This window comes from Micromonospora inyonensis (assembly GCF_900091415.1).
GTDB lineage: Bacteria > Actinomycetota > Actinomycetes > Mycobacteriales > Micromonosporaceae > Micromonospora > Micromonospora inyonensis.
In genome coordinates, this window is the sequence record NZ_FMHU01000001.1 from 2,839,746 (window position 1) to 2,861,168 (window position 21,423).

General features: G+C 72.5%; 18 protein-coding genes. 14 read left to right on the forward strand and 4 right to left on the reverse strand.

Annotation, left to right across the window (positions count from 1 at the left end):
- Window positions 1-35: 35 nt before the first annotated feature.
- Window positions 36-659: an HD domain-containing protein gene (locus tag GA0074694_RS12850; RefSeq protein WP_091459086.1), complete on the reverse strand. Its 624-nt coding sequence runs from the start codon at window positions 657-659 to the stop codon at window positions 36-38.
- 108 nt (window positions 660-767) lie between these two features.
- On the opposite strand from GA0074694_RS12850, the gene nfi reads away from it, so the two are divergent.
- The 8 genes from nfi (at window position 768) to ahcY (ending at window position 9,614) form a co-directional block, all read left to right on the forward strand.
- Window positions 768-1,412: a deoxyribonuclease V gene (gene nfi, locus GA0074694_RS12855; protein ID WP_245714663.1), complete on the forward strand. Its 645-nt coding sequence runs from the start codon at window positions 768-770 to the stop codon at window positions 1,410-1,412.
- 140 nt (window positions 1,413-1,552) lie between these two features.
- Window positions 1,553-2,722 carry a hypothetical protein gene (locus GA0074694_RS12860; protein WP_141714071.1) on the forward strand — a complete coding sequence of 390 codons (1,170 nt, stop codon included), beginning with the start codon at window positions 1,553-1,555 and terminating at the stop codon, window positions 2,720-2,722.
- 61 nt (window positions 2,723-2,783) lie between these two features.
- On the forward strand, window positions 2,784-4,169 hold the full coding sequence (locus GA0074694_RS12865) for a phosphomannomutase/phosphoglucomutase (protein WP_091457519.1): 1,386 nt from the start codon (window positions 2,784-2,786) through the stop codon (window positions 4,167-4,169).
- A gap of 62 nt (window positions 4,170-4,231) precedes the next feature.
- Complete coding sequence (locus GA0074694_RS12870) at window positions 4,232-4,411, forward strand: Trm112 family protein (protein WP_088980537.1); 180 nt, start codon at window positions 4,232-4,234, stop codon at window positions 4,409-4,411.
- Window positions 4,408-5,601 (forward strand): SIS domain-containing protein, encoded by a 1,194-nt coding sequence (locus tag GA0074694_RS12875; RefSeq protein WP_091457523.1) that lies wholly within the window; start codon window positions 4,408-4,410, stop codon window positions 5,599-5,601. Before GA0074694_RS12870 ends, GA0074694_RS12875 begins: the two co-directional genes overlap by 4 nt.
- A gap of 61 nt (window positions 5,602-5,662) precedes the next feature.
- Window positions 5,663-6,652, forward strand: a complete 990-nt coding sequence (locus GA0074694_RS12880; protein WP_091457526.1) for a cation diffusion facilitator family transporter — start codon at window positions 5,663-5,665, stop codon at window positions 6,650-6,652.
- A gap of 2 nt (window positions 6,653-6,654) precedes the next feature.
- A complete protein-coding gene (gene manA, locus GA0074694_RS12885) occupies window positions 6,655-7,818 on the forward strand; it encodes a mannose-6-phosphate isomerase, class I (RefSeq protein ID WP_091457531.1) in 1,164 nt (387 codons plus the stop codon).
- A 299-nt stretch (window positions 7,819-8,117) separates the two neighbouring features.
- Window positions 8,118-9,614 (forward strand): adenosylhomocysteinase, encoded by a 1,497-nt coding sequence (gene ahcY, locus GA0074694_RS12890; RefSeq protein WP_091457534.1) that lies wholly within the window; start codon window positions 8,118-8,120, stop codon window positions 9,612-9,614.
- An 82-nt stretch (window positions 9,615-9,696) separates the two neighbouring features.
- Here ahcY and GA0074694_RS31605 read toward each other — a convergent pair whose 3' ends face one another.
- On the reverse strand, window positions 9,697-9,852 hold the full coding sequence (locus GA0074694_RS31605; protein WP_176737888.1) for a hypothetical protein: 156 nt from the start codon (window positions 9,850-9,852) through the stop codon (window positions 9,697-9,699).
- Window positions 9,853-10,011: 159 nt separating this feature from the next.
- Here GA0074694_RS31605 and mtrA point away from each other — a divergent pair, with 159 nt between their 5' ends.
- The 5 genes from mtrA to hpf all read left to right on the forward strand — a co-directional run bounded on the left by mtrA (window position 10,012) and on the right by hpf (window position 15,877).
- A complete protein-coding gene (gene mtrA / locus GA0074694_RS12895; RefSeq protein WP_091457537.1) occupies window positions 10,012-10,701 on the forward strand; it encodes an MtrAB system response regulator MtrA in 690 nt (229 codons plus the stop codon).
- 91 nt (window positions 10,702-10,792) lie between these two features.
- Complete coding sequence (mtrB, locus tag GA0074694_RS12900; RefSeq protein WP_091459090.1) at window positions 10,793-12,469, forward strand: MtrAB system histidine kinase MtrB; 1,677 nt, start codon at window positions 10,793-10,795, stop codon at window positions 12,467-12,469.
- A complete protein-coding gene (locus tag GA0074694_RS12905) occupies window positions 12,466-14,298 on the forward strand; it encodes an LpqB family beta-propeller domain-containing protein (RefSeq protein ID WP_091457540.1) in 1,833 nt (610 codons plus the stop codon). The genes mtrB and GA0074694_RS12905 overlap by 4 nt, the downstream gene beginning before the upstream one ends.
- A 5-nt stretch (window positions 14,299-14,303) precedes the next feature.
- Window positions 14,304-15,008 (forward strand): ComF family protein, encoded by a 705-nt coding sequence (locus GA0074694_RS12910; RefSeq protein WP_091457543.1) that lies wholly within the window; start codon window positions 14,304-14,306, stop codon window positions 15,006-15,008.
- A gap of 242 nt (window positions 15,009-15,250) precedes the next feature.
- A complete protein-coding gene (gene hpf, locus GA0074694_RS12915; protein WP_091457546.1) occupies window positions 15,251-15,877 on the forward strand; it encodes a ribosome hibernation-promoting factor, HPF/YfiA family in 627 nt (208 codons plus the stop codon).
- A 136-nt stretch (window positions 15,878-16,013) separates the two neighbouring features.
- On the opposite strand, the gene GA0074694_RS12920 is transcribed toward hpf, so the two are convergent.
- Window positions 16,014-17,141 (reverse strand): GNAT family N-acetyltransferase, encoded by a 1,128-nt coding sequence (locus GA0074694_RS12920; RefSeq protein WP_091457549.1) that lies wholly within the window; start codon window positions 17,139-17,141, stop codon window positions 16,014-16,016.
- A gap of 19 nt (window positions 17,142-17,160) precedes the next feature.
- Window positions 17,161-18,327, reverse strand: a complete 1,167-nt coding sequence (locus GA0074694_RS12925) for a GNAT family N-acetyltransferase (RefSeq protein WP_091457552.1) — start codon at window positions 18,325-18,327, stop codon at window positions 17,161-17,163.
- Between the two features lie 171 nt (window positions 18,328-18,498).
- Between GA0074694_RS12925 and secA the strand changes: the two genes are divergently transcribed.
- Entirely contained in the window at window positions 18,499-21,414 is a 2,916-nt protein-coding gene (gene secA, locus GA0074694_RS12930; RefSeq protein WP_091457555.1) for a preprotein translocase subunit SecA, read from the forward strand.
- The last annotated feature ends 9 nt before the right edge of the window (window positions 21,415-21,423 follow it).

The following is a 21,423-nucleotide window of genomic DNA, read 5'->3' on the forward strand; positions in this document are numbered from 1 at the left end:
CCGGCCGTCGTGGGTGTACCGGTGGTAGACGATCGCTACACGACCTTGTGTCCGTGGACGCTTGCCAGCGGTGCGAGATCCGGTTCGCCGAACTGCCCCATCATAGACGCGAAGCGGGCCGCCTTGTCTTCGCCGAACCGCCGGACGCTGGACACGTAGGAAGCAGCGGAAACGAACGTCGGCGGCGTCGTCTTGCTGTGGAACTTGTCCGCGTACATGACTATGTGTTCCTCGCCGGTCTCGGCCATGTAGTCGCCGGCCGGTAACGGAAGCCCCTGCCGGAGCACGTCGTCGCGGCACAGCCCCATCCCCGTGTGGCGTGAGCAGAAGCGACACAGAGCCTCCGGATATCCGAGACCTCGGAGCAACTCGTACCCCAACAGTCCGTGACGGACGTAGTTCTCCTGGTCAAGTGCGCCGCAGGGGCTGTACAGGCGATACACGCCGATGTCGTGGAGCAGGCTTCCCGCACGGACAAGCTCGATGTCGAGATCGTGCTCCCGTCCGGCAAGCAGGCGCTCGGCCAGCTCGCACACAATCTCGCAGTGGGAGTAGACGAGATCGAAGGCGTCGCGAGTCGGCGCGAACTGCTCATGCAGGGCGCGGATCTGCCTATCAGTGGGAATCGAGACGCGGGATCCGGTGAAGCCTGCCTCCATCGGAGTGAGGCTATCCCTGGACGCTCTGCCACCGGTACCCAGCATGTCGGCCGATCCACCGAACCGGACCGCGGCCAACAACACGGGGCTGTCGAATGGCCGGCGACGGTGGCGGAGGCGCTGCGCGTACAGGACCGGTTGCGGCCGTTGGTCGACCTGGTCGGGCCGGGTCCCACCGCGCCCACGACGGTGGCCGGCCTGGACGTCGCCTACGCCGAGGACGGTGACCGGCTCTCGGCGGCCGTCACCGTGCTGGACTCGCGGACGCTGCGGGTCGTCGACTCGGCGGTGGTGACCGGCCGCCCGGCGTTCGACTACGTGCCCGGCCTGTTCGCCTTCCGGGAGTTGCCGGCGCTGCTGGACGCGTTGGACCGGCTCGCGAGCCCGCCGGACCTGCTGGTCTGTGACGGGCACGGGTTGGCGCACCCACGGCGGTTCGGGCTCGCCTGTCATCTCGGGGTGCTCACCGGCCTGCCGGCGATCGGGGTGGGGAAGACCCCGCTGGTGGGCACCTGGGATCCACCCGGCGAGCGGCGGGGTTCCTGGTCGCCGCTGGTGGACGGTACGGAGGTGGTGGGCCGGGTGCTGCGTACCCAGGACGGGGTGAAGCCCGTCTTCGTCTCCGTCGGTCACCGGATGGGCCTGGAGAACGCCTGCGCCCTGGTGCTTGCGTTCGCGCCGGGCTACCGCCTACCGGAGACCACCCGCACGGCGGACCGGCTCTGCCGGGCGGCGCTGGCCGGTCGCACCTGACGATGCCGTAGCCGAGGTGGACGGAGCCGGGCCGGGGAGGTGGGTTGGAGCATCACGGGCGATCGATGCCGCAGGTCGGTCAGCCCTCCAGGAGTAGCCTGACGGCCGGACCCCAACCGGGGAGGAACGGCGAGGTGATCATGACGGTACGTCGGAGAGCGGCGCGCCTGGCGGTGGTCTGCGCGCTGGCGGGCGGCGCGGTGGTCCTCGGTGCGCCACCCGCACTGGCCGACGACGACTCGGTCCGGGTGCGTCTCCCGAGCAGCTTCACCGCTGGCGGATCGGCCGAATCCGTGTCGGTCGAGGTGCGCAAGCGAAGCGGGGGCTGCGTCCTGCTGCGTACCGGGCTGCGCCTGCGGCTGGAGGGGGTCCGGGCCGAGCAGGTCGAGGTGCAGGTGTCCGCCGGTGGCCAGTGGTGGCCGGTCCCGGTTTCCGGGGGCGGCGTGCTGAGCACCGCCCGGACGTCCCCGGCCAACCCGACCCTCTGCAAGGGCAAGAGCATCACGGTGCGGTACCGGGTGACCTTCCTGCCCGGCGCGCCCGCCGGAAAGCTCACCGTGGCGGGAGAGGCGACCACCGCGGCCGGCCAGACGATCGGCCGGAACGCCGACACGTCCCTGGTCCGGGCGGGCCGGAAGGCCACCCCGAGCCCCACTCCGACGAAGAGACCGACCCCGACCCCGACCCCGAGCCCGACGCCGAGTCCGGTGGAGACCGGGCCGCCGACCGAGGATCCGGTGGTGGATTCGACGCTCGCCGCGGCGGGCGGGGGCGGTGGGCAGGCTGCCGACGGGAGCGGGTCCGGTGGCGGGCTCTCCCTGGTGATGGTCTTCGGCGTGGCTCTCGTGGCGGTCGGGCTCGGTCTGATCGTCCTGCTCTTCCGCCGCTCCCGCGCGGACCGGCGGGACGAGGACCCGGCGTCGCCCGCGCCGGTGCCGCCGCTGCCGGGCAACCCGGGCGGCACCACCTACCGCTCCGGCGGCCATCCGGCCCCCGGCGGTATGGCCGGTTACGCCGGTCATCCCGTCCCGCCGGGCGGACAGCTCCCGCCGGGCGGACAGCTCCCGCCGGGCGGACAGCTCCCGCCGGGCGGACAGCCGGGCCGGGGCACGGTCTACCCGGGGTCACCCCGGGGCGCCGGTCAGCCGGCGTCGGGCACGGTGTATCCGGCGTCACCTCCGCCACCGGCGTACGGGTCGGGCGGCGCGGTGTATCCGTCGCCGAGATCCGGGCAGCCCGGTACGCCCCCGCCTCCGGAGCACACCGGCGGTGGGGACTCGACGGCCATCATGCCTCGCCTACCCGAGTAGCCGCCGTACCCTCCGATACGCTCAGTGGCGTTGAGGACCCACGGGCGAGGGAGCGAATCCGGTGTCTGACCTGTCCCAGATCGTGAAGGCGTACGACGTCCGAGGGACGGTGCCGGACCAGTGGGACGAACGGGCCGCCGAAGCCCTCGGTGCCGCCTTCACCCACCTGTTGAACACCACCGGCGAACCCGGGGACCAGGTGGTCGTGGGGCACGACATGCGGGCCACCTCGCCCGGTCTGGCCGCTGCCTTCGGCGCCGGCGTACGCGCCGAGGGTCGCTCGGTGGTGGAGATCGGCCTCGCCTCCACCGACATGCTCTACTACGCCTCCGGCGCGCTCGGCCTGCCCGGCGCGATGTTCACCGCCAGTCACAATCCGGCCCGGTACAACGGCATCAAGATGTGCCGGGCCGGTGCGCGGCCGATCGGGCAGGACAGCGGGCTGGCCGAGATCCGCGACCGCGCCCAGGCCCTGCTTGAGAAGGGCGAGGCCGCCCCGACGGGGGAGCCGACCCCGCCGGCGCGGCAGCGCGACCTGCGTCCGGAGTACGCCGCCCACCTGCGCGGCCTGGTCGACCTCGCCGGGATCCGGCCGCTCAAGGTGGTGGTCGACGCCGGCAACGGGATGGGCGGGCACACCGTGCCGAGCGTGCTCGGCGACGCCGTCCTCCCGGCCCTGCCGCTGGAGATCGTCCCGCTCTACTTCGAGCTGGACGGCACCTTCCCCCACCACGAGGCGAACCCGCTGGACCCGGCGAACCTGGTCGACCTCCAGCGCGCGGTCGTCGCGCACGGAGCCGACGTCGGGCTGGCCTTCGACGGGGACGCCGACCGCTGCTTCGCGGTGGACGAGCGGGGCGAGCCGGTCTCCCCGTCCGCGATCACCGCGCTGGTGGCCGCGCGCGAGCTGGCCAAGCACCCCGGCGCGACGGTCATCCACGGCCTGATCACCTCCCGCGCGGTGCCCGAGATCATCCGGGAGCACGGCGGCAACCCGGTGGTGGCCCGGGTCGGCCACTCCTTCATCAAGGCGGAGATGGCCCGCACCAACGCGGTCTTCGGCGGCGAGCACTCCGCCCACTACTACTTCCGGGACTTCTGGTTCGCCGACACCGGCATGCTCGCCGCCATGCACCTGCTGGCCGCCCTCGGTGAGCAGGACCGTCCCCTCTCCGAGCTGGCCGCCGGGTACGAGCGCTACGTCGCCTCCGGTGAGATCAACTCGACCGTCGCCGACCAGGCCGGGAAGGTCGCCCAGGTGCGGGCCGCGTACCCGGAGGCGGAGGTCGACACGATGGACGGGTTGACCCTGCGCTTCCCCGACGGGGCCTGGTTCAACCTGCGCGCCTCGAACACCGAGCCGCTGCTGCGGCTCAACGTCGAGGCACCCACCCGGGACCGGATGGCCGCACTCCGTGACGAGGTGCTCGAACGGGTTCGCCGATAAGATCGCGTGCGCCGGTCGGCGGGACCGACCGGTGAGACCACATACGTGGAAGGAGCCGCGCCGTGGCCCTGGATCCGCAGTTGTTGGAGATCCTCGCCTGTCCGGACACGCACCACGCCCCACTCGACTACGACCCGCAGGCGCAGACGCTGACCTGCACCGAGTGCCACCGGATCTTCGAGGTGCGGGACGACGTGCCCGTGCTGCTGCTGGACGAGGCACGCCCGGGGCGGCAGTCGTGATCGAGGGCACGGCCGGAGTCAGCGGCCACCGCGAGGCCGACGAGTCCCTGCTCGACAATCCAGACGCGCTCGCCGAGAAGGACCCGGGCGGCATGCTGCGGCACATCGCCTCCGCCGGGGCCCAGGTCCGCGAGACGGCCGCGCTGGCCGCCGAGGCGAACCTCCAGGTCCTCGCCGACGAGGGACGACCGCGGGCGGTGGTGATCGCGGGCATCGGCACCGCCGGGCGTACCGGTGACGTGCTGGCCACGGTGGCCGGGCCGCGCTGCCCGGTACCGGTGATCCCGCACCGCAGCGCCGGGGTGCCCGGCTGGGTCGGCGCGGCGGACGTGGTGATCGCGGTCAGCGCCTCGGGTCGTAGCCCCGAGGCGCTCGGCGCGGCGGAGGCCGCCCACCGCCGGGGCGCCCGGCTGGTCGCGGTCGGCGCACCGGACTCCCGGCTCCAGTCGGTGGCCGAGCGCGCCCGGGCCCCGTTCATCCCGGTGCCGCGCCGGGCCCCGGCCCGGGCCAGCCTCTGGGCGCTCACCGTGCCGGTTCTGCTCGCCGCCCGTACGCTCGGCCTGGTGAAGGTGAACGAGGCCGACCTGGCCGAGACGGCTGCCCGGCTCGACGCCGACGCCGACCGGTGCCGCCCGACCGCCGAGTCCTTCGTCAACCCGGCGAAGTCGCTGGCGCTCGGGCTGGCCGGCTCGATCCCGATCGTCTGGGGTTCGTCGCCGCTGGCCACCGTCGCGGCCCGCCGCTTCGGTGACACGCTCTCGGCGAACGCCCGCTACCCCGTGGTGGCCGGGGCGCTCGGCGAGGCGGGCCGGGGCCGGGTGGGTCTGCTCGACGGGGTCTTCGGTGGGTTGGTCGAGTCGGCGCGGGACATCTTCGCCGACCCGGACGACACCCCCGACGGCACCCGGCTCCGGGTGGTGCTGCTGCGTGACGGCGGGCTCAACGCCGACGACGACTCCGACGAGCCGCTCGCGGTCGAGGAGCGTCGGGCGGACGCGGTGCAGACCCTCGCCGAGCGGCGCGGCGTGCGCTGCGACGTGGTGACCGCCGAGGGTGGCTCCGCGTTGGAGCGGCTGGCCTCCCTGGTCGCCGTACCGGACTTCGCCTCCATCTACCTCGCGCTGGCACACGGTCTGGACCCGATGGCGGTTCCCGCCGTCTCAGAAATGAAGGAGCTCGCAAACCCGTGAACGAGTCGACCCCCCGGCTCGGCACTTCCGTGCCGCACCACACACCGGACGGAGCGGCGGCGTGAGCGCCGGCGGCGGCACCAAGGCGATCGTGGCCGCGCTGCTGGCCAACGTCGGCATCGCCGTCACCAAGTTCATCGCGTTCCTGCTCACCGGCTCGTCGTCGATGCTCGCCGAGTCGATCCACTCGGTCGCCGACTCCGGCAACCAGGGGCTGCTGCTGCTCGGCGGTCGCCGGGCCAAGCGGCAGGCCACCCCGCAGCACCCCTTCGGGTACGGCCGGGAGCGCTACGTCTACGCGTTCATCGTCTCGATCGTGCTGTTCAGCGTCGGTGGCCTCTTCGCCCTCTACGAGGCGTACCACAAGTGGCACGACCCGCACCCGATCGACAGCTGGCACTGGGTGCCGGTGACCGTGCTGGTGGCGGCGATCATCATGGAGACGTTCTCCTTCCGCACCGCGATCGTCGAGTCCAACCACGTCCGGGGCAAGGCCACCTGGGTGCAGTTCGTCCGGCGGGCCAAGGCCCCGGAGCTGCCGGTGGTGCTCCTGGAGGACCTCGGCGCGCTGGTCGGCCTGGTCCTCGCGCTCATCGGGGTCAGCATGACCCTGATCACCGGCAACGGGCTGTGGGACGCCGCCGGCACCGCGGCGATCGGCGTCCTGCTGGTGGCCATCGCGGTCATCCTGGCGATCGAGACCAAGAGCCTGCTGCTCGGTGAGGGTGCCGAGGCCGACGACGTGGCCCGGATCGAGCAGGCGATCGCCGACGGGCCGGAGGTGGAGCGGATCATCCACATGAAGACCCTCTACCTCGGCCCGGAGGAGCTGCTGGTGGCCGCGAAGATCGGCGTGCCGGCCTACGAGTCGGCGGACCGGCTGGCCGAGGGGATCAACGCGGTGGAGGCCCGGATCCGTGCGGCCCTGCCCGTGGCCCGGGTGATCTACCTCGAACCGGACATCTACTCCGTTGCCAAGGCGCAGGCGGCTGCGGCGCGGACCGCCGGAACCGCTGCGGCGGGGACGGACGACGGCCAGCCCGGGCACTGACCGTGGAGCAGCTGTACGGGCCGGTCCGGGACTACGCATGGGGTTCCCGGTCGGCGATCGCCGAGCTCCAGGGGCGTCCGGTGCCCAGCGACGGACCGGAGGCGGAACTGTGGCTGGGCGCCCATCCGGGCGCACCGGCGACGGTGGACCGGGACGGCGGGCGGGTGAGTTTGCTCGACCTGCTCGCCGCCGATCCCGGCCACTGGCTCGGCGCGCAGGTGCTGGACCGGTTCGGCCCCCGGCTGCCCTTCCTGCTCAAGGTGCTGGCCGCCGAGGCGCCGCTGAGCCTCCAGGTCCACCCGGACGCCGAGCAGGCCAGGGCCGGGTACGCCGCCGACTGCGCCCGCGCCGACGGGCCGCGCAACTACGTCGACCCGTACCACAAGCCGGAACTGCTGGTGGCGCTCACACCGTTCGACGCGCTCTGCGGGTTCCGCGATCCCGCCGTCTCGGCCGCGGCGCTGGCCAGCTTCGGCGTGCCCGCGCTGGCGCCGGTGGTGAAGGCCCTGGCCGACGGCGAGTCGGGACTGCGGGAGGCGGTCCGTCTGCTGCTCGGCTGGCCGGCGGCTCAGCGGGCCGGGCTGGTCGGCTCGGTGGTGGCGGCACCGGTGACCGGTCCGGACGCGGCGCTGGTCCGCGAGCTGGCCGCCCGGTACCCGGACGATCCGGGCGTGCTGGTGGCGTTGCTGCTGCACCGCGTGCGGCTGGCGCCCGGCGAGGCGATCTGGATGCCGGCCGGCAACCTTCACGCCTACCTGCGGGGCGCGGGCGTGGAACTGATGGCGGCCAGTGACAACGTGCTGCGCTGCGGGCTCACCCCCAAGCACGTCGATCCGGTGGAGTTGCTGCGGATCCTCCGGTTCGACGTCCTCGACGATCCGGTGGTGGCCGCCCGGTCGGTCGTACCGGGTGTGGTGACCTGGCCGGTACCGGTCGACGACTTCGTGCTCTACCGGGTCGCCGGTACGGCGGGGTCGGCGGAGGTACGGCTGCCGGTGCCCGGCCCCCGGGTGGTCCTCTGCGTGGCCGGTACGGTCACCGTCGGCGACGACGCGGGTGGGGTGACGCTGCGGTGCGGCGAAGCGGCGATCGGCACCGCTGAGGCCGGCCCGCTGATCGTCGGAGGGCCCGGCGAGGCCTTCGTCGCCGCCGTGGGCCTGCGCTGACGTCGTCTGCCGCGCATCGGAACCGGGTCCGGGAGGACGTCTGGCGAAAACGGTCGAATACCGCGCAACACGCATGCCGGATATTCCAGAAATGCTTGACGTGTCGGACCCGCAGTGTGAACCTGTGAGTACGCACCGTTATCGCGACGCAGGTCCGAGAAACGGGCGGGGAACCAAACCGGGGGGATGCGCGGGGCGGCCGATGCTGGACGGATTCTCCGTCTGTGCTCGACCGCCCCGCGCGCTGTCTCGCGTAAGGTGGATAGCCGCCCAAGAATCTCGTTCCGACAGGAGCTCTCATGACCAGCACCCTCCCGGCGTCCAGCAGTGCGCCGTCCGAGGCCCGGCCGCGCACCCTTGCCGAGGGCGACTTCAAGGTGGCGGATCTGTCGCTCGCCGAGTTCGGGCGCAAGGAGATCCGCCTCGCCGAGCACGAGATGCCCGGCCTGATGGCGATCCGTCGCGAGTTCGCCGAGGCCCAGCCGCTGCGCGGGGCCCGGATCACCGGCTCGCTGCACATGACCATCCAGACGGCGGTGCTGATCGAGACCCTGGTCGCGCTGGGCGCGGAGGTGCGCTGGGCGTCGTGCAACATCTTCTCCACCCAGGACCACGCCGCGGCGGCCATCGTGGTCGGCCCCGAGGGCACCCCGGAGAGCCCGGCCGGCGTCCCGGTGTACGCCTGGAAGGGCGAGACCCTGGAGGAGTACTGGTGGTGTACCGAGCAGGTGCTGGCCTGGCCGGACGGCCAGGGGCCGAACATGATCCTCGACGACGGCGGTGACGCCACCCTGCTCGTGCACAAGGGTGTCGAGTTCGAGAAGGCCGGTGTGGTGCCGCCGGTGGAGTCCGCCGAGTCCGAGGAGTTCGCGGTCATCCTGGGCGTGCTGCACCGCTCGCTCGCCTCCGACAACCAGCGCTGGACCCGGATCGCCGCCGGCATCAAGGGCGTGACCGAGGAGACCACCACCGGCGTTCACCGCCTCTACGAGATGCACCGGGACGGCAAGCTCCTCTTCCCGGCCATCAACGTCAACGACTCGGTGACCAAGAGCAAGTTCGACAACAAGTACGGCTGCCGGCACTCGCTCATCGACGGCATCAACCGGGCCACCGATGTGCTGATCGGCGGCAAGATGGCGGTCGTGCTCGGCTACGGCGACGTGGGCAAGGGCTGCGCCGAGTCGCTGCGCGGCCAGGGTGCCCGGGTCGTGGTGACCGAGGTCGACCCGATCTGCGCCCTCCAGGCGGCGATGGACGGCTACCAGGTCGCCACCCTCGAGGACGTGGTGGAGCAGGCCGACATCTTCATCACCGCCACCGGCTGCTTCGACGTGATCACCAACGAGCACATGGCCCGCATGAAGCACCAGGCCATCGTCGGCAACATCGGCCACTTCGACAACGAGATCGACATGGCCGGCCTGGCCAAGCGGTCGGACGTCACCCGGGAGAACATCAAGCCGCAGGTCGACGTCTGGCGGTTCGACGACGGCCACGCCATCATCGTGCTCTCCGAGGGTCGACTGCTCAACCTGGGCAACGCCACCGGGCACCCGAGCTTCGTGATGTCGAACTCGTTCGCCAACCAGACCATCGCGCAGATCGAGCTCTACACCAAGACCGACGAGTACCCGATCGGCGTCTACGTCCTGCCGAAGCACCTCGACGAGAAGGTCGCCCGGCTGCACCTGGACGCGCTCGGCGCGAAGCTGAGCACCCTCACCAAGGAGCAGGCCGCGTACCTCGGCGTGTCGCCGGAGGGCCCGTTCAAGCCGGAGCACTACCGCTACTGAGCACCGACGCGACCGGGCCGGCTGGGCGCAGCCGGCCCGGTCCGGCACATCCGCCGACGGTGCCGGACGTCGGGCCGTCGGCTCAGCGGCCGCCGCGCCGCGCCGCCGCCCGGATCCAGGTCCAGACGCACCACACCAGCCAGCCCACCGAGACCGCTGCCGCGAGCGCGCGCAACCGCAGCGCGCTGAGCAGCAGGACGAGGGCCAGCACGGCCAGCCACGGGCCGAGGACACGCATGCCGGTCCCTCCTGTCCCACCGGTGGTGGATTCGCCAGCGCCCCGGTAGGGGTCGCCGGCCCTGCTTGTCGCCTGTCCTCTGTGGCAAGCTTGCCGGCGCGGCTATCGCGCTGGTGACACCAATCCCACGATGACGAACGGGGATGAAATATTAGTCCCATGAGAGCACGGGTACTGGTGGTCGACGACGACCCTGCGCTTGCCGAGATGCTCGGCATCGTGCTGCGCAACGACGGATTCCAACCTTCCTTCGTCGCCGACGGGGAGCGAGCCTTGGCCGCCTTCCGGGAGAACCGGCCCGACATCGTCCTGCTCGACCTGATGCTGCCCGGCATGAGCGGCATCGACGTCGCCCGCGCGATCCGGGGCGAGTCGGGCGTGCCGATCGTCATGCTGACCGCCAAGAGCGACACCGTCGACGTCGTGCTCGGGCTGGAGTCCGGGGCGGACGACTACGTGGTCAAGCCGTTCAAGCCCAAGGAGCTGGTGGCCCGGATGCGGGCCCGGCTTCGTCGGGGTGAGGACGCCGCACCGGAGATGCTGACCATCGGCCCGCCGACCAACCAGATCACCATCGACGTGCCGGCGCACACGGTCACCCGCAACGGCGAGGAGGTCAAGCTCACGCCGCTGGAGTTCGACCTGCTGGTCGCGCTGGCCCGCAAGCCGCGCCAGGTGTTCACCCGGGAGGTCCTGCTGGAGCAGGTCTGGGGGTACCGGCACGCCGCCGACACCCGGCTGGTGAACGTGCACGTGCAGCGCCTCCGCGCCAAGATCGAGCCGGACCCGGAGCGGCCGGAGATCATCCTGACCGTGCGGGGCGTGGGCTACAGGGCGGGGACGGGATAACCTGGGGACCACTGTGCGTGACTCCCCGACCTCCGTCGATCCCGCTTCCCGTCCACACTGGTTCTCCGCCGTGTGGGCCTTCTGGCACGCCCTGGTCGGGTGGTCCGCCCGGGGCACCGCCGGAGTGCGGCAGACCTGGCGCCGCTCCCTCCAGGTGCGTGTGGTGACCATCACGCTCGTCACGTCCAGCCTGCTGGTCGGCGGATTCGCTTACCTGATCGCCGACAAGATCACCGGCATCCTGCTGGAGAACGCGCAGACCGACGTGCTGTTGCGGCTCACCAGCGGGCGGGAGTACTCCGAGAAGCAGTTCCGGGTGTTCAGCCAGCCGCAGGAGGCGAAGCTCCAGGAGACCCTGGACGGCACGGTCAACTACCTGGCCGGCGGGGGCGACCCGGCGCAGACCGGCGGGGTGGTGGTCGCCATCACCGCTGACCGGTACTCCGGCGTGCTGAAGTCGCGCACCTCGCCCGACGTGGACGTCTGGCCCCTGGTCAGCGCGGAGCTGCGGGCCGCGGTCGCGGACGGTCAGGTCGCCCACCAGATCCGGACCGGGCAGGTGGCCGGGGAACGAACCACCTACCTGGTGTACGGCTCGCCCGTGCCGACCCGGTTCGGCCAGGTCGAGCTGTACTACTTCGTACCGCTGACCCGGCAGGCCCAGACGGCCGGCGACGCGCGGGCCACCGTGGTGGCCACCGGGGTGGCGTTGGTCCTCCTGCTCGGGCTGCTGGCCGCCCTGGTGACCCGGCTGGTGGTCAGCCCGGTCCGGGCGGCGGCCCGGACCGCCCAGCGCCTCTCCGCCGGCCTGCTCGACCAGCGGATGACCGTCAACGGCGAGGACGACCTCGCCCTGCTCGCCGCCTCGTTCAACCAGATGGCGACCAACCTCCAGCGGCAGATCCTGCGGCTGGAGGAGATGTCCCGGATCCAGCGCCGGTTCACCTCCGACGTCTCGCACGAGCTGCGGACCCCGTTGACCACGGTACGGATGGCGGCCGACCTGATCTTCGCGGAGCGGGACGACTTCGACCCGGCGGTGGCCCGTAGCGCCGAGTTGCTCCAGGCCGAACTGGACCGTTTCGAGGAACTCCTCACCGACCTGCTGGAGATCAGCCGCTTCGACGCCGGGTTCGCCATGCTCGACTCCGAGCCGACCGACCTGGTGCCGGTGGTGCAGCGGGTGGCCGACCGGCTCGGCAGCCTCGCCGAGCGGGTCGGAGTGCCGCTGGAACTGGACGTCCCGGCCTCCCCCGTGATCGCGGAGGTGGATCCGCGCCGGGTGGAGCGGGTGCTGCGCAACCTGGTCGGCAACGCCGTCGAGCACGGCGAGGGGCGGCCGGTCCGGATCACGCTGGGCGCGGACGAGACCGCCGTGGCGGTGACCGTCCGCGACCACGGGGTGGGGCTGAAACCGGGGGAGGAGAAGCTGGTGTTCAACCGGTTCTGGCGCGCCGACCCGTCCCGTGCCCGGCAGACCGGGGGCACCGGGCTCGGCCTCTCCATCAGCCTGGAGGACGCCCGGCTGCACGGCGGCTGGCTGGAGGCGTGGGGCGCGCCGGGGCAGGGCGCGCAGTTCCGGCTCACCCTGCCGGCCCGCGCCGGGGACCGGCTGACCACCTCGCCGCTGCGGCTGGTGCCCGCCGACGCCACGCTGCCCTTCGGTGGCCCTCGCGACGGGGAACTGCTGGCCATCGGTCCCGGGCCCGGCGGGGCCCTGGCGATCGGCCCGGCGACCGACGGCGAGCGGGCCGAGGTCGGGCCGTGAACCGGCGGCTGGTGGCGGCGCTGCTTGCCGGGGTGCTGCTGGCCGCCGGGCTGGGGGGCTGCGGGATACCGCAGTTCTCCGAGGTGCGGGTGGACGGCCCGGGGCCGGTCGGGGAGGCCGGCTCGGTCGACGGCCGCCCCAGCGAGCCGCCGCCGCGCGGTGCCAGCGGCAGCGACTCGGCCGCGTTCATCCGTAACTTCCTCGCCGCCCCGGCCGGCGAGGCGAACCGGGCGTACGACCGGGTGTTGCAGTTCATCGCCCCGGAGGACCGGGACCGGCTCCAGGAGAAGCAGGGCAGCGACTTTGCGGTGAACGTGGTCCGCCTGCTCGACGACCCGGTGACCACGGTGAACCCGCAGGGCACCACCGGCGAGGAGGCCACCTTCTCGGTCCGGGTGACCGTGCAGCAGGTGGGGCTGCTGCGGGCCAACGGCACCCTCGCGCCCCCGGTGGCCACCGAGACGGAGTACCAGTTCAACCTGCGGGCCGCCGCGCCGGCCGGGTCGGACGACGACGACGCCGGCTACTACGTCGTGGACCCGCCGAGCACGCTGCTCCTCAGCGACCAGGCGCTCCAGATGTTTTACCGGCCCTCGACGATCTACTTCTGGAACTCCAACCAGACCCGGCTCGTCCCGGACCAGCGGTACCTCCCCCTCGCGGTGCCGAAGGAGCGCCGGGTCACCGAGGTGGTCGGCTGGCTCACCGACGGCCCGTCGGAGTGGCTCGCCCCGACCGTCACCCGGCTGCCCGACGGCGCCCAACTGATCAACAACGCCACCGAGACCGACGGTCGGTGGGAGATCGACATCGCCATGTCGGGCGAGGACGGGGCCAAGTTCGACCGGCTCGTCACCCAGCTCGCCTGGTCGCTGCCGGACCTCGACGGCCCGCTGGAGCTGAAGGTCCGCAACCAGACCCGCCGGAAGGTCGCAAGCGCCGCCCAGCACCGGCTCGCCAACCCCGTGTACCCGGTCCGGCAGGACCCGCAACGGTTCTGCGTGTACGAGGGGGTGGTGCGCCCGCTGGCGTTCCTCGGCGAGATCAGCGGCACCGACCCGGTCGCCCAAGCGGACAACCGCGACGTCGTCTCCGCCGGACTCAGCCGGGCCGGGGACCGGATCCTCGCCGCGCTCGTGGTGGCCGACGGCCGGCGTCAGCGGCTCGCGGTGGGCAGCGGGGCGGCCCCGGTACGGGTCACCGCCCGCAGCGCCGCGACGTACGGCTCGATCGGTCGGCCGGTCTGGCTGAAGACCCCGGACACCCGGGGCGCACACGGGCTGGTGGTGGCCGACGGCCGGCTCCACCGCTTCGACAGCGCCGCCCATCTCACCCCGGTGCCGCTGATCGTTCCCGGTCCGGTCACCGCGGTCGCCGCCGCACTGGACGGGCACCGGATCGCGCTGGTCGTCGGTGGCCGGCTGTACGTGGCGGCGGTGAGCGTGGACGGCGGTGGGGTCACCGTCGGGCCGACCCGTCAGGTGCCCACCTCGCTGACCGCGCTCACCGCGGTGGACTGGGCCGGGGAGTCCCGGCTGGTCCTGGCCGGCGCGCAGGGCCAGCCGGCGGTCTACGAGGTGAGCGTGGACGGGGCCGGGGCCGAGGTCGCGCTCCGGACCGACCTCGGTGCGAAGGTCACCCACCTGGCGAGCTACCCGGACAATCCGGTCGTCCCGTTCGCCCGCAGCCCGGTGATGTACGAGGCGAACCGGGTCACCTGGGCCGGGCCGCCGCTCGCCCAGGTCCTGCGGGAGCAGGTCCAGGGGATCGGGCCGGCGGGTGCCGAGGCCACACCGGGCAGTCCGACCGCCCCGTTCTTCCTCTACTGATCCGCATGCCGGGCGGCCTCTGGGCGGATCTCGCCGACCTGGTGCTGCCGGTGGAGTGCGCCGGCTGCCGGGCCCGGCGGGTCCCGCTGCGGCACGGCGTCTGCGCCGACTGCGTGGCCACGCTGGGCGCGTTGCGACCCGTTCCGGTACGCCCCGACCCCGCCCCCGCCGGCCTTCCGCCCTGCGTCGCCCTCGGCGCGTACGACGGTGTGCTGCGGGAGGTGCTGCTGGCGTACAAGGAACGGGGCCGGCACGGCCTGGCCCGGCCGCTGGGCGGGTTACTGGCCGAGGTGGTGGCGGCGGCGGTCGGCGAGGTCCGGCCGGTGCTGCTGGTGCCGGTGCCGGACACGGCCGAGGCGGCGCGGGCGCGCTACGGCGACCATCTCGGACGGCTGGCCCGGCACGCCGCCGCCCGGCTGCGTGCGGCGGGCTGGCCGGTACGGGTGCGGCGGCCGGTGCGGGCCCTGCCCCGACCGGACTCGGTGGGGCTGGACAGCGCTGGCCGGGCGGCGGCCGCAGCCGCGGCGTTCCGGCTGCGGGCGTGGCCCCCGGCCGGTCCGGCCGAGCCGGGCGGCTCCGTGGTGGTGCTCGACGACATCCTCACCACCGGGGCCACCCTGGCGGCGGTCGGTGGGGTGCTCGGGGCGGCCGGGCTGCCACCCGCCGTGGCGGCGGTGCTCGCCGCGACCCGGAGACGACGGCCAAGGTGACTCTCCGTGGTTCCGTTTCACCCCTTGGTGACCGAGCTGTGAAATTCTCTGGTCTGCCATGACAACCGGGGGTGACTGGTTGGCGAGGAGGAGTTAGCGTTTCGGTGTCGGGGGTAGGAGGGGTTCCATCCACCGCTCCCGGCGTGGAAGGAGGCGTAGCCGTAGCAACCGGTCGACGCCGCAGGGATGCTCCCAGGGTCGACCGGATCAGGATCGAAGACCATCCGATCAAGGGAGGTCACGTGGACATCGTGGTCAAGGGCCGTAACGTCGAAGTGCCGGACCATTACCGGGTACACGTAGCAGAGAAGCTTGCCAAGATCGAGCGTTACGACCACAAGCTCATCCGGGTCGACGTCGAGTTGTTCCACGAGCGCAACCCGCGTCAGGCGGACCACTGCCAGCGCGTCGAGATCACCTGCGTGTCGCGCGGGCCGGTGGTGCGGGCGGAGGCCTGCACCAACGACTTCTACAGCGCGCTGGACGCCGCCATCGCCAAGTTGGACACCCGGCTCCGCCGGGCGGCCGACCGCCGCCGCGTCCACCGGGGACGGCACGCGCCGATCTCCGTCGCCGCCGCCACCGCCGGCCTGCCGGTCGCGGACCTCGGTGAGCCCACGCTCTCCACCAACGCGTCCACCACCGCCACCGCGGTCGCCGAGCGGGACGAGGAGCCCGACGACCAGCCCTGGCACATCGCGCGGGAGAAGGTGCACCCCGCCCAGCCGATGACCGTCGACGACGCCCTGTTCGAGATGGAACTCGTCGGTCACGACTTCTATCTGTTCCAGAACAAGGAGTCCGGCCGGCCGTGCGTGGTCTACCGCCGGCACGCCTACGACTACGGGCTCATCTCCCTCGACCTCTGAGTCCCCCGGCGGGGGGTCGCTCGTACCGCGGCCCCCCGCCCCACCCCCTCCGCGCGCCGACTCCGGGGGTCGGCGGCGACGGCCTCCGATCCGCGGCCAGCCCCCGGAAGCGGCAGCGGGAGGGTGGAGGTGCGGATCAGGGGCGGCCGGGCGGGTCCGGACGGTCGGTGGGAAGAAGGGCGTAGAGCACCGAGTCGACGCGGGTGCCGTCCGGGCCCGGTAGGCGCCCACGCTGGATCCCCTCCCGGCGGAAACCGGCCTCCTCCAGTACCCGCTGCGGCGCCACGTTCTCCGGCCGGCAGCCGGCCCACAGCCGGGCCACACCCGCCGTGTCGAACGCCCAGTCGACCATCAGGCGCACGCCTCGGGTGAGCAGGCCACGCCCGCGCCATTCGGGCAGCATGCTCGCGCCGAGCATGGCCTGACGGATCAGCGGTTCGTCGTACCGCAGGGCGAGGCCGCCCCCCGCCTCGCCGGTGGCCACGTCGACCACGACCAGATCCGCCACGGTGCCGACCAGCCAGTTGCTCGCCGCCATCCGGCACCGCCGCTCGACCTCGGGCCGGGTGGGGGTCTCCGGTGGAACCCGGTTGGCGACCACCTCGGGGCGGGTGTGCAACCGGTACATCAGGTCCACGTCGTCCGGGCCGGTCGGGCGTAGGGCGACCACGCCGTCGGTGAGCCCGTCGGGCGGGAGGTCCGGCAGGAGCCGGGGCGCCGGTCCGGGCGGGTCGTCGGCGAGACGTACCCAGGCGATCGAGTCGCAGCGCCCGCCGCCGCGCTGTGGGCTGGCGGCCCGGCGTACCCCCTCGTGCCGGTAGCCGGCGGCCAGCGCGACCCGCTGGCTGGCCGCGTTCTCCCCGTGGGTGAACAGTTCCAGCCGGACGAGGCCGGTGGCGAACGCGTGCCCGGTCAGCGCCCGGACGGCGGCGGTGGCCACGCCCCGACCCCGGGCCCACGGTGCCGTCCAGTAGCCGATCTCCGCCTGCCGGCGCATGGGCACCAGCCGGTCGATGCCCACCGCGCCGAGGAGCCGGTCGGAGTCCGGATCGGCGACGGCGTACGCCATCCCGCCGTCGGCCCAGACCGCCGGAGCGGCCTCGTCGACCCACCAGCGGGCGGTCGCCTCGGTGTACGGGCTGGGCAGCGCAGGCAGGAAGCGCTGGGTGAGCGGGTCGTCGCAGCCGGCGGTTATGTCGGCGACGTCGGTGTCCCGGTAGGGCCGCAGCCGCACCCCGTCGCCCTCGATCACCTGTGCTTGCATCTCGTCCCCCGTTCCGGTGTCAGATCGACTGTCCGGCCTGGTCCCCGGCGAGCAGCGCGCCCACCCAGGCGTCGACGCGCGTGTCGCGGAACACGATGGCCCCCCGGGAGACGCCCTCCATCCGGAAGCCGGCCTTCTCGGCGGCCCGCCGCGAGGCGGTGTTGCCGACGTTGGCCCGCCACTCGATCCGGGCCAGGCCGAGGGTGGTGAACCCCCAGGTGGACACCGCGGCCAGCGCGGCCGGCAGGTAGCCCCGACCGCGTGCGTGCGGTGCGGTCAGGAAGCCGACGTCGCCCAGGGCCGGGTCCACCGGTGAGATGCGCAGGTCGACGTTGGCCACGTACGCGTCGTCGGGGTCGACGACGGCGAAGCAGGCGGCCCGCCCGTCCGCCCAGGTCGACCGGTGGTAGGCGAGGTACGCCTCGGCGTCCGAGCGCTGGTACGGGTCGGGCACGCTGGTCCAGCGCACGGTCTCCGGATCCCGGCAGGTGGCCACGACGGCGTCCAGGTCCCGCTCGTCCATCGCGCGTAGCCGTAGCTCGACCGGGCCGGCGGTGGCGAACAGTTCGGGGTGCGGACGACCGAAGACCGCCGCACGGCGGGCCACCAGGGTGCCCGGTCCGGCCGGGCCGACCGCGCCCGGCTCGGGCACCTCGCCGGGCAGCAGCGAGCCGATCCAGCCGTCCGTGGGGCCCTCCGGCGGTGGCGCGGCCAGCCGGAGCCGGCCGTCGACGTGGAAGCCGGCGCGCAGCGCCGCCAGCCGGGAGGCGTGGTTGCCCAGCCCGGCCTGCCAGATGATCCGGCGCAGCTCCAGCCGGTCGAACGCCCACCGGGCCACCGCCCGGGTCGCCCGCGCGGCGAGGTTGCGCCCCCGGGCCCACGGGGCGGTCCAGTACCCGATCTCGCCCGAGCGCAGGGCGTGGTTGATGCTGACCAGCCCGCAGGAACCGAGCAGCTCGCCGCTGCCGGCGTCGCAGGCGGCGAAGGCCGCCGAGGTGCCGTCGGCCCAGCCCTTCGGAGCGAGGTCGCTCACGAAGTTCAGGGCGTGCTCCGGCAGGTACGGCCGGGGTACCGTGGTCCAGCGCTGGATGTCCGGGTCCTGGCAGGCCCGGTGCACGTCACCGGCGTCGGTGGGGCGCCACGGGCGCAACAGCAGGCCGTCCTCGATGATCTCCACAGGCTCCACCGAGCAATCGTGCCCGACCGTTCGCGCTGGGCGTAACCGGATATCGCCGTGCACACGGCCGGGGACGCGTGTCTTGTGTCGGTTTCCGTGGACCTCACGTACGCCACCAGTGACCATTGGGCCGACGGAACGCCTACGATGGTTCGAGACTGTCTAGGGGAGCGTTGATCCGTGTCGATTCTGGAAAAGGTCCTTCGCGCTGGCGAGGGCCGTATGGTGCGCCGGTTGAAGGCCATCGCCGCCGCCGTCAACTCGATCGAGGACGAGTACGTCAACCTCACCGATGACGAGCTGCGCGGCATGACCGAACACTTCAAGGAACGGATCGCCGACGGGGAGTCCCTCGACGACCTGCTGCCCGAGGCGTTCGCGGTGTGCCGGGAGGCGGCGGCGCGGGTGCTCGGCCAGCGGCCGTACGACGTCCAGGTGATGGGTGGCGCGGCGCTGCACTTCGGCAACATCGCCGAGATGAAGACCGGTGAGGGCAAGACCCTGACCTCGGTCATGCCGGTCTATCTCAACGCGCTCTCCGGCAAGGGCGTGCACGTGGTCACGGTCAACGACTACCTCGCCCAGCGTGACGCCGAGTGGATGGGGCGGGTGCACGAGTTCCTCGGCCTCACCGTCGGTGTGGTCCTGCCGAACCGGCCGGCCGTCGAGCACCGGGCGGCGTACGAGTGCGACATCACCTACGGCACCAACAACGAGTTCGGCTTCGACTACCTGCGCGACAACATGGCCTGGTCCCGGGACGACCTGGTCCAGCGCGGGCACAACTTCGCCGTGGTCGACGAGGTCGACTCGATCCTGATCGACGAGGCCCGGACCCCGCTGATCATCTCCGGCCCGGCCGAACACTCGGCCCGGTGGTACCAGGAGTTCGCCACGGTGGTGGCCCGTCTCCAGGCCGGCAAGGACGGCGAGGGTGACTACGAGGTCGACCACGCCAAGCGCACCATCGCGGTCACCGAGCGCGGGGTCGCCAAGGTCGAGGACCGGCTCGGCATCGACAACCTCTACGAGTCGGTGAACACCCCGCTGGTGGGCTACCTGAACAACGCGATCAAGGCCAAGGAGCTCTACAAGCGCGACAAGGACTACATCGTCAGCGACGGCGAGGTCCTGATCGTCGACGAGTTCACCGGCCGTATCCTGCACGGCCGCCGCTACAACGAGGGCATGCACCAGGCGATCGAGGCCAAGGAGGGGGTGGAGATCAAGCAGGAGAACCAGACCCTGGCCACCATCACCCTCCAGAACTACTTCCGCCTCTACACCAAGCTCTCCGGCATGACCGGTACGGCGCAGACCGAGGCCGGCGAGTTCAACAAGGTCTACAAGGTCGGCGTCGTGAGCATCCCGACGCACCGGCCGATGGTCCGGCTGGACCGGGCCGACGTCATCTACAAGACGGAGAAGGCCAAGTTCAACGCGGTGGTGGAGGACATCGCCGAGCGGCACGAGGCCGGTCAGCCGGTGCTGGTCGGCACGGTGTCGGTGGAGAACTCGGAGATCCTCTCCACGCTGCTGCGGCGGCGGGGCATCCCGCACGCGGTCCTGAACGCGAAGTTCCACGCCCGCGAGGCGGAGATCGTCGCCCAGGCCGGTCGCAAGGGTGCGGTCACCGTCGCCACCAACATGGCCGGTCGTGGCACGGACATCCTGCTCGGCGGCAACCCCGAGTTCCTCGCCGCCTCCGAGCTGCGTCAGCGCGGCCTCGACCCGGCCGAGGAACCGGACGAGTACGCCAAGGCGCTGGAGGAGGTCCTGCCCAAGTGGAAGCAGGCCTGTGAGGCGGAGGCCGAGGAGGTCGCCGCCGCCGGTGGCCTCTACGTGCTGGGCACCGAGCGCCACGAGTCCCGCCGGATCGACGACCAGCTGCGCGGCCGCTCCGGCCGGCAGGGCGACCCGGGCGAGTCGCGCTTCTACCTCTCTCTCCAGGACGAGCTGATGAAGCGGTTCCGGGCCGGCGCGGTCGAGGCGGTGATGGAGCGCTTCAACATCCCGGAGGACGTGCCCATCGAGTCGAAGATGGTCACCCGCCAGATCAAGAGCGCCCAGGCCCAGATCGAGGGCCAGAACGCCGAGATCCGCAAGAACGTCCTCAAGTACGACGAGGTCATGAACAAGCAGCGGCAGGTGATCTACGCCGAGCGGCTGCGGGTGCTCAACGGGGAAGACCTCTCCGACCAGGTCCGCAACATGATCGACGACGTCATCGGGGCGTACGTCGTGGGGGCCACCAGCGACGGGTACGCCGAGGACTGGGACCTCGAACAGCTCTGGGCCAGCCTCAAGCAGCTCTACCCGGTCGGCGTGACCATCGAGGAGCTGGAGGAGGAGGTCGGCGGCTCGCGGGCCAGCGTCGACCAGGACTTCCTGCTCGGCCGGCTCAAGGAGGACGCGCAGGCCGCGTACGACCGTCGCGAGGAGACCCTCGGCGAGGAGGCGGTACGCCAGCTGGAGCGGATGGTCCTGCTCCAGGTGATCGACCGCAAGTGGCGTGAGCACCTCTACGAGATGGACTACCTCCAGGAGGGCATCAGCCTCCGGGCCTACGCCCAGCGCGACCCGGTGGTGGAGTACCAGCGCGAGGGCTTCGACATGTTCGCCAGCATGATGGACGGCATCAAGGAGGAAACGGTCGGCTTCCTGTACAACCTGGAGGTCCAGGTCGAGGAGCCTACGCCGGAGCCCGAGCAGGTCCAGCTGCTGGAGAAGCCGGTCGAGATCCGGGCCAAGGGTCTCAACCGCGCCCCGCAGCAGCAGGGGCTCCAGTACTCCGCACCGACCATCGACGGGGAGGCCGGCGCGGGTGCGGTGGCCGTGGAACGGCCGGACGAGCAGCCCGCCGAGCCGCCCCGGCAGTCCGCCCCGGCGCTCGGTGTCGGTGGGTCCGCGCCGCAGCGTCCCGCGCCGTCCCGGCCGGCGGCCGGTCTGCGCGGCCCTGCCCCGACCCCGAGCGCCCGGCGGGCACCCACCGGTCAGGCCGAGGGCGGCAACGGCCCGTCCCGGAACGCGCCCTGCCCGTGCGGCTCCGGCCGGAAGTACAAGCGCTGCCACGGCGCACCCAACGGCGGTAACTGACCGCGACCA

What these genes read in the sequence shown, in the direction of transcription:
- GA0074694_RS31605 (WP_176737888.1), bottom strand. Translation starts at nt 9,852, where the DNA reads ATGCGTGTCCTCGGCCCGTGGCTGGCCGTGCTGGCCCTCGTCCTGCTG.
- GA0074694_RS12860 (WP_141714071.1), top strand. Translation starts at nt 1,553, where the DNA reads ATGACGGTACGTCGGAGAGCGGCGCGCCTGGCGGTGGTCTGCGCGCTG.
- GA0074694_RS12920 (WP_091457549.1), bottom strand. Translation starts at nt 17,141, where the DNA reads ATGCAAGCACAGGTGATCGAGGGCGACGGGGTGCGGCTGCGGCCCTAC.
- GA0074694_RS12910 (WP_091457543.1), top strand. Translation starts at nt 14,304, where the DNA reads ATGCCGGGCGGCCTCTGGGCGGATCTCGCCGACCTGGTGCTGCCGGTG.
- GA0074694_RS12850 (WP_091459086.1), bottom strand. Translation starts at nt 659, where the DNA reads ATGGAGGCAGGCTTCACCGGATCCCGCGTCTCGATTCCCACTGATAGG.
- ahcY (WP_091457534.1), top strand. Translation starts at nt 8,118, where the DNA reads ATGACCAGCACCCTCCCGGCGTCCAGCAGTGCGCCGTCCGAGGCCCGG.
- mtrA (WP_091457537.1), top strand. Translation starts at nt 10,012, where the DNA reads ATGAGAGCACGGGTACTGGTGGTCGACGACGACCCTGCGCTTGCCGAG.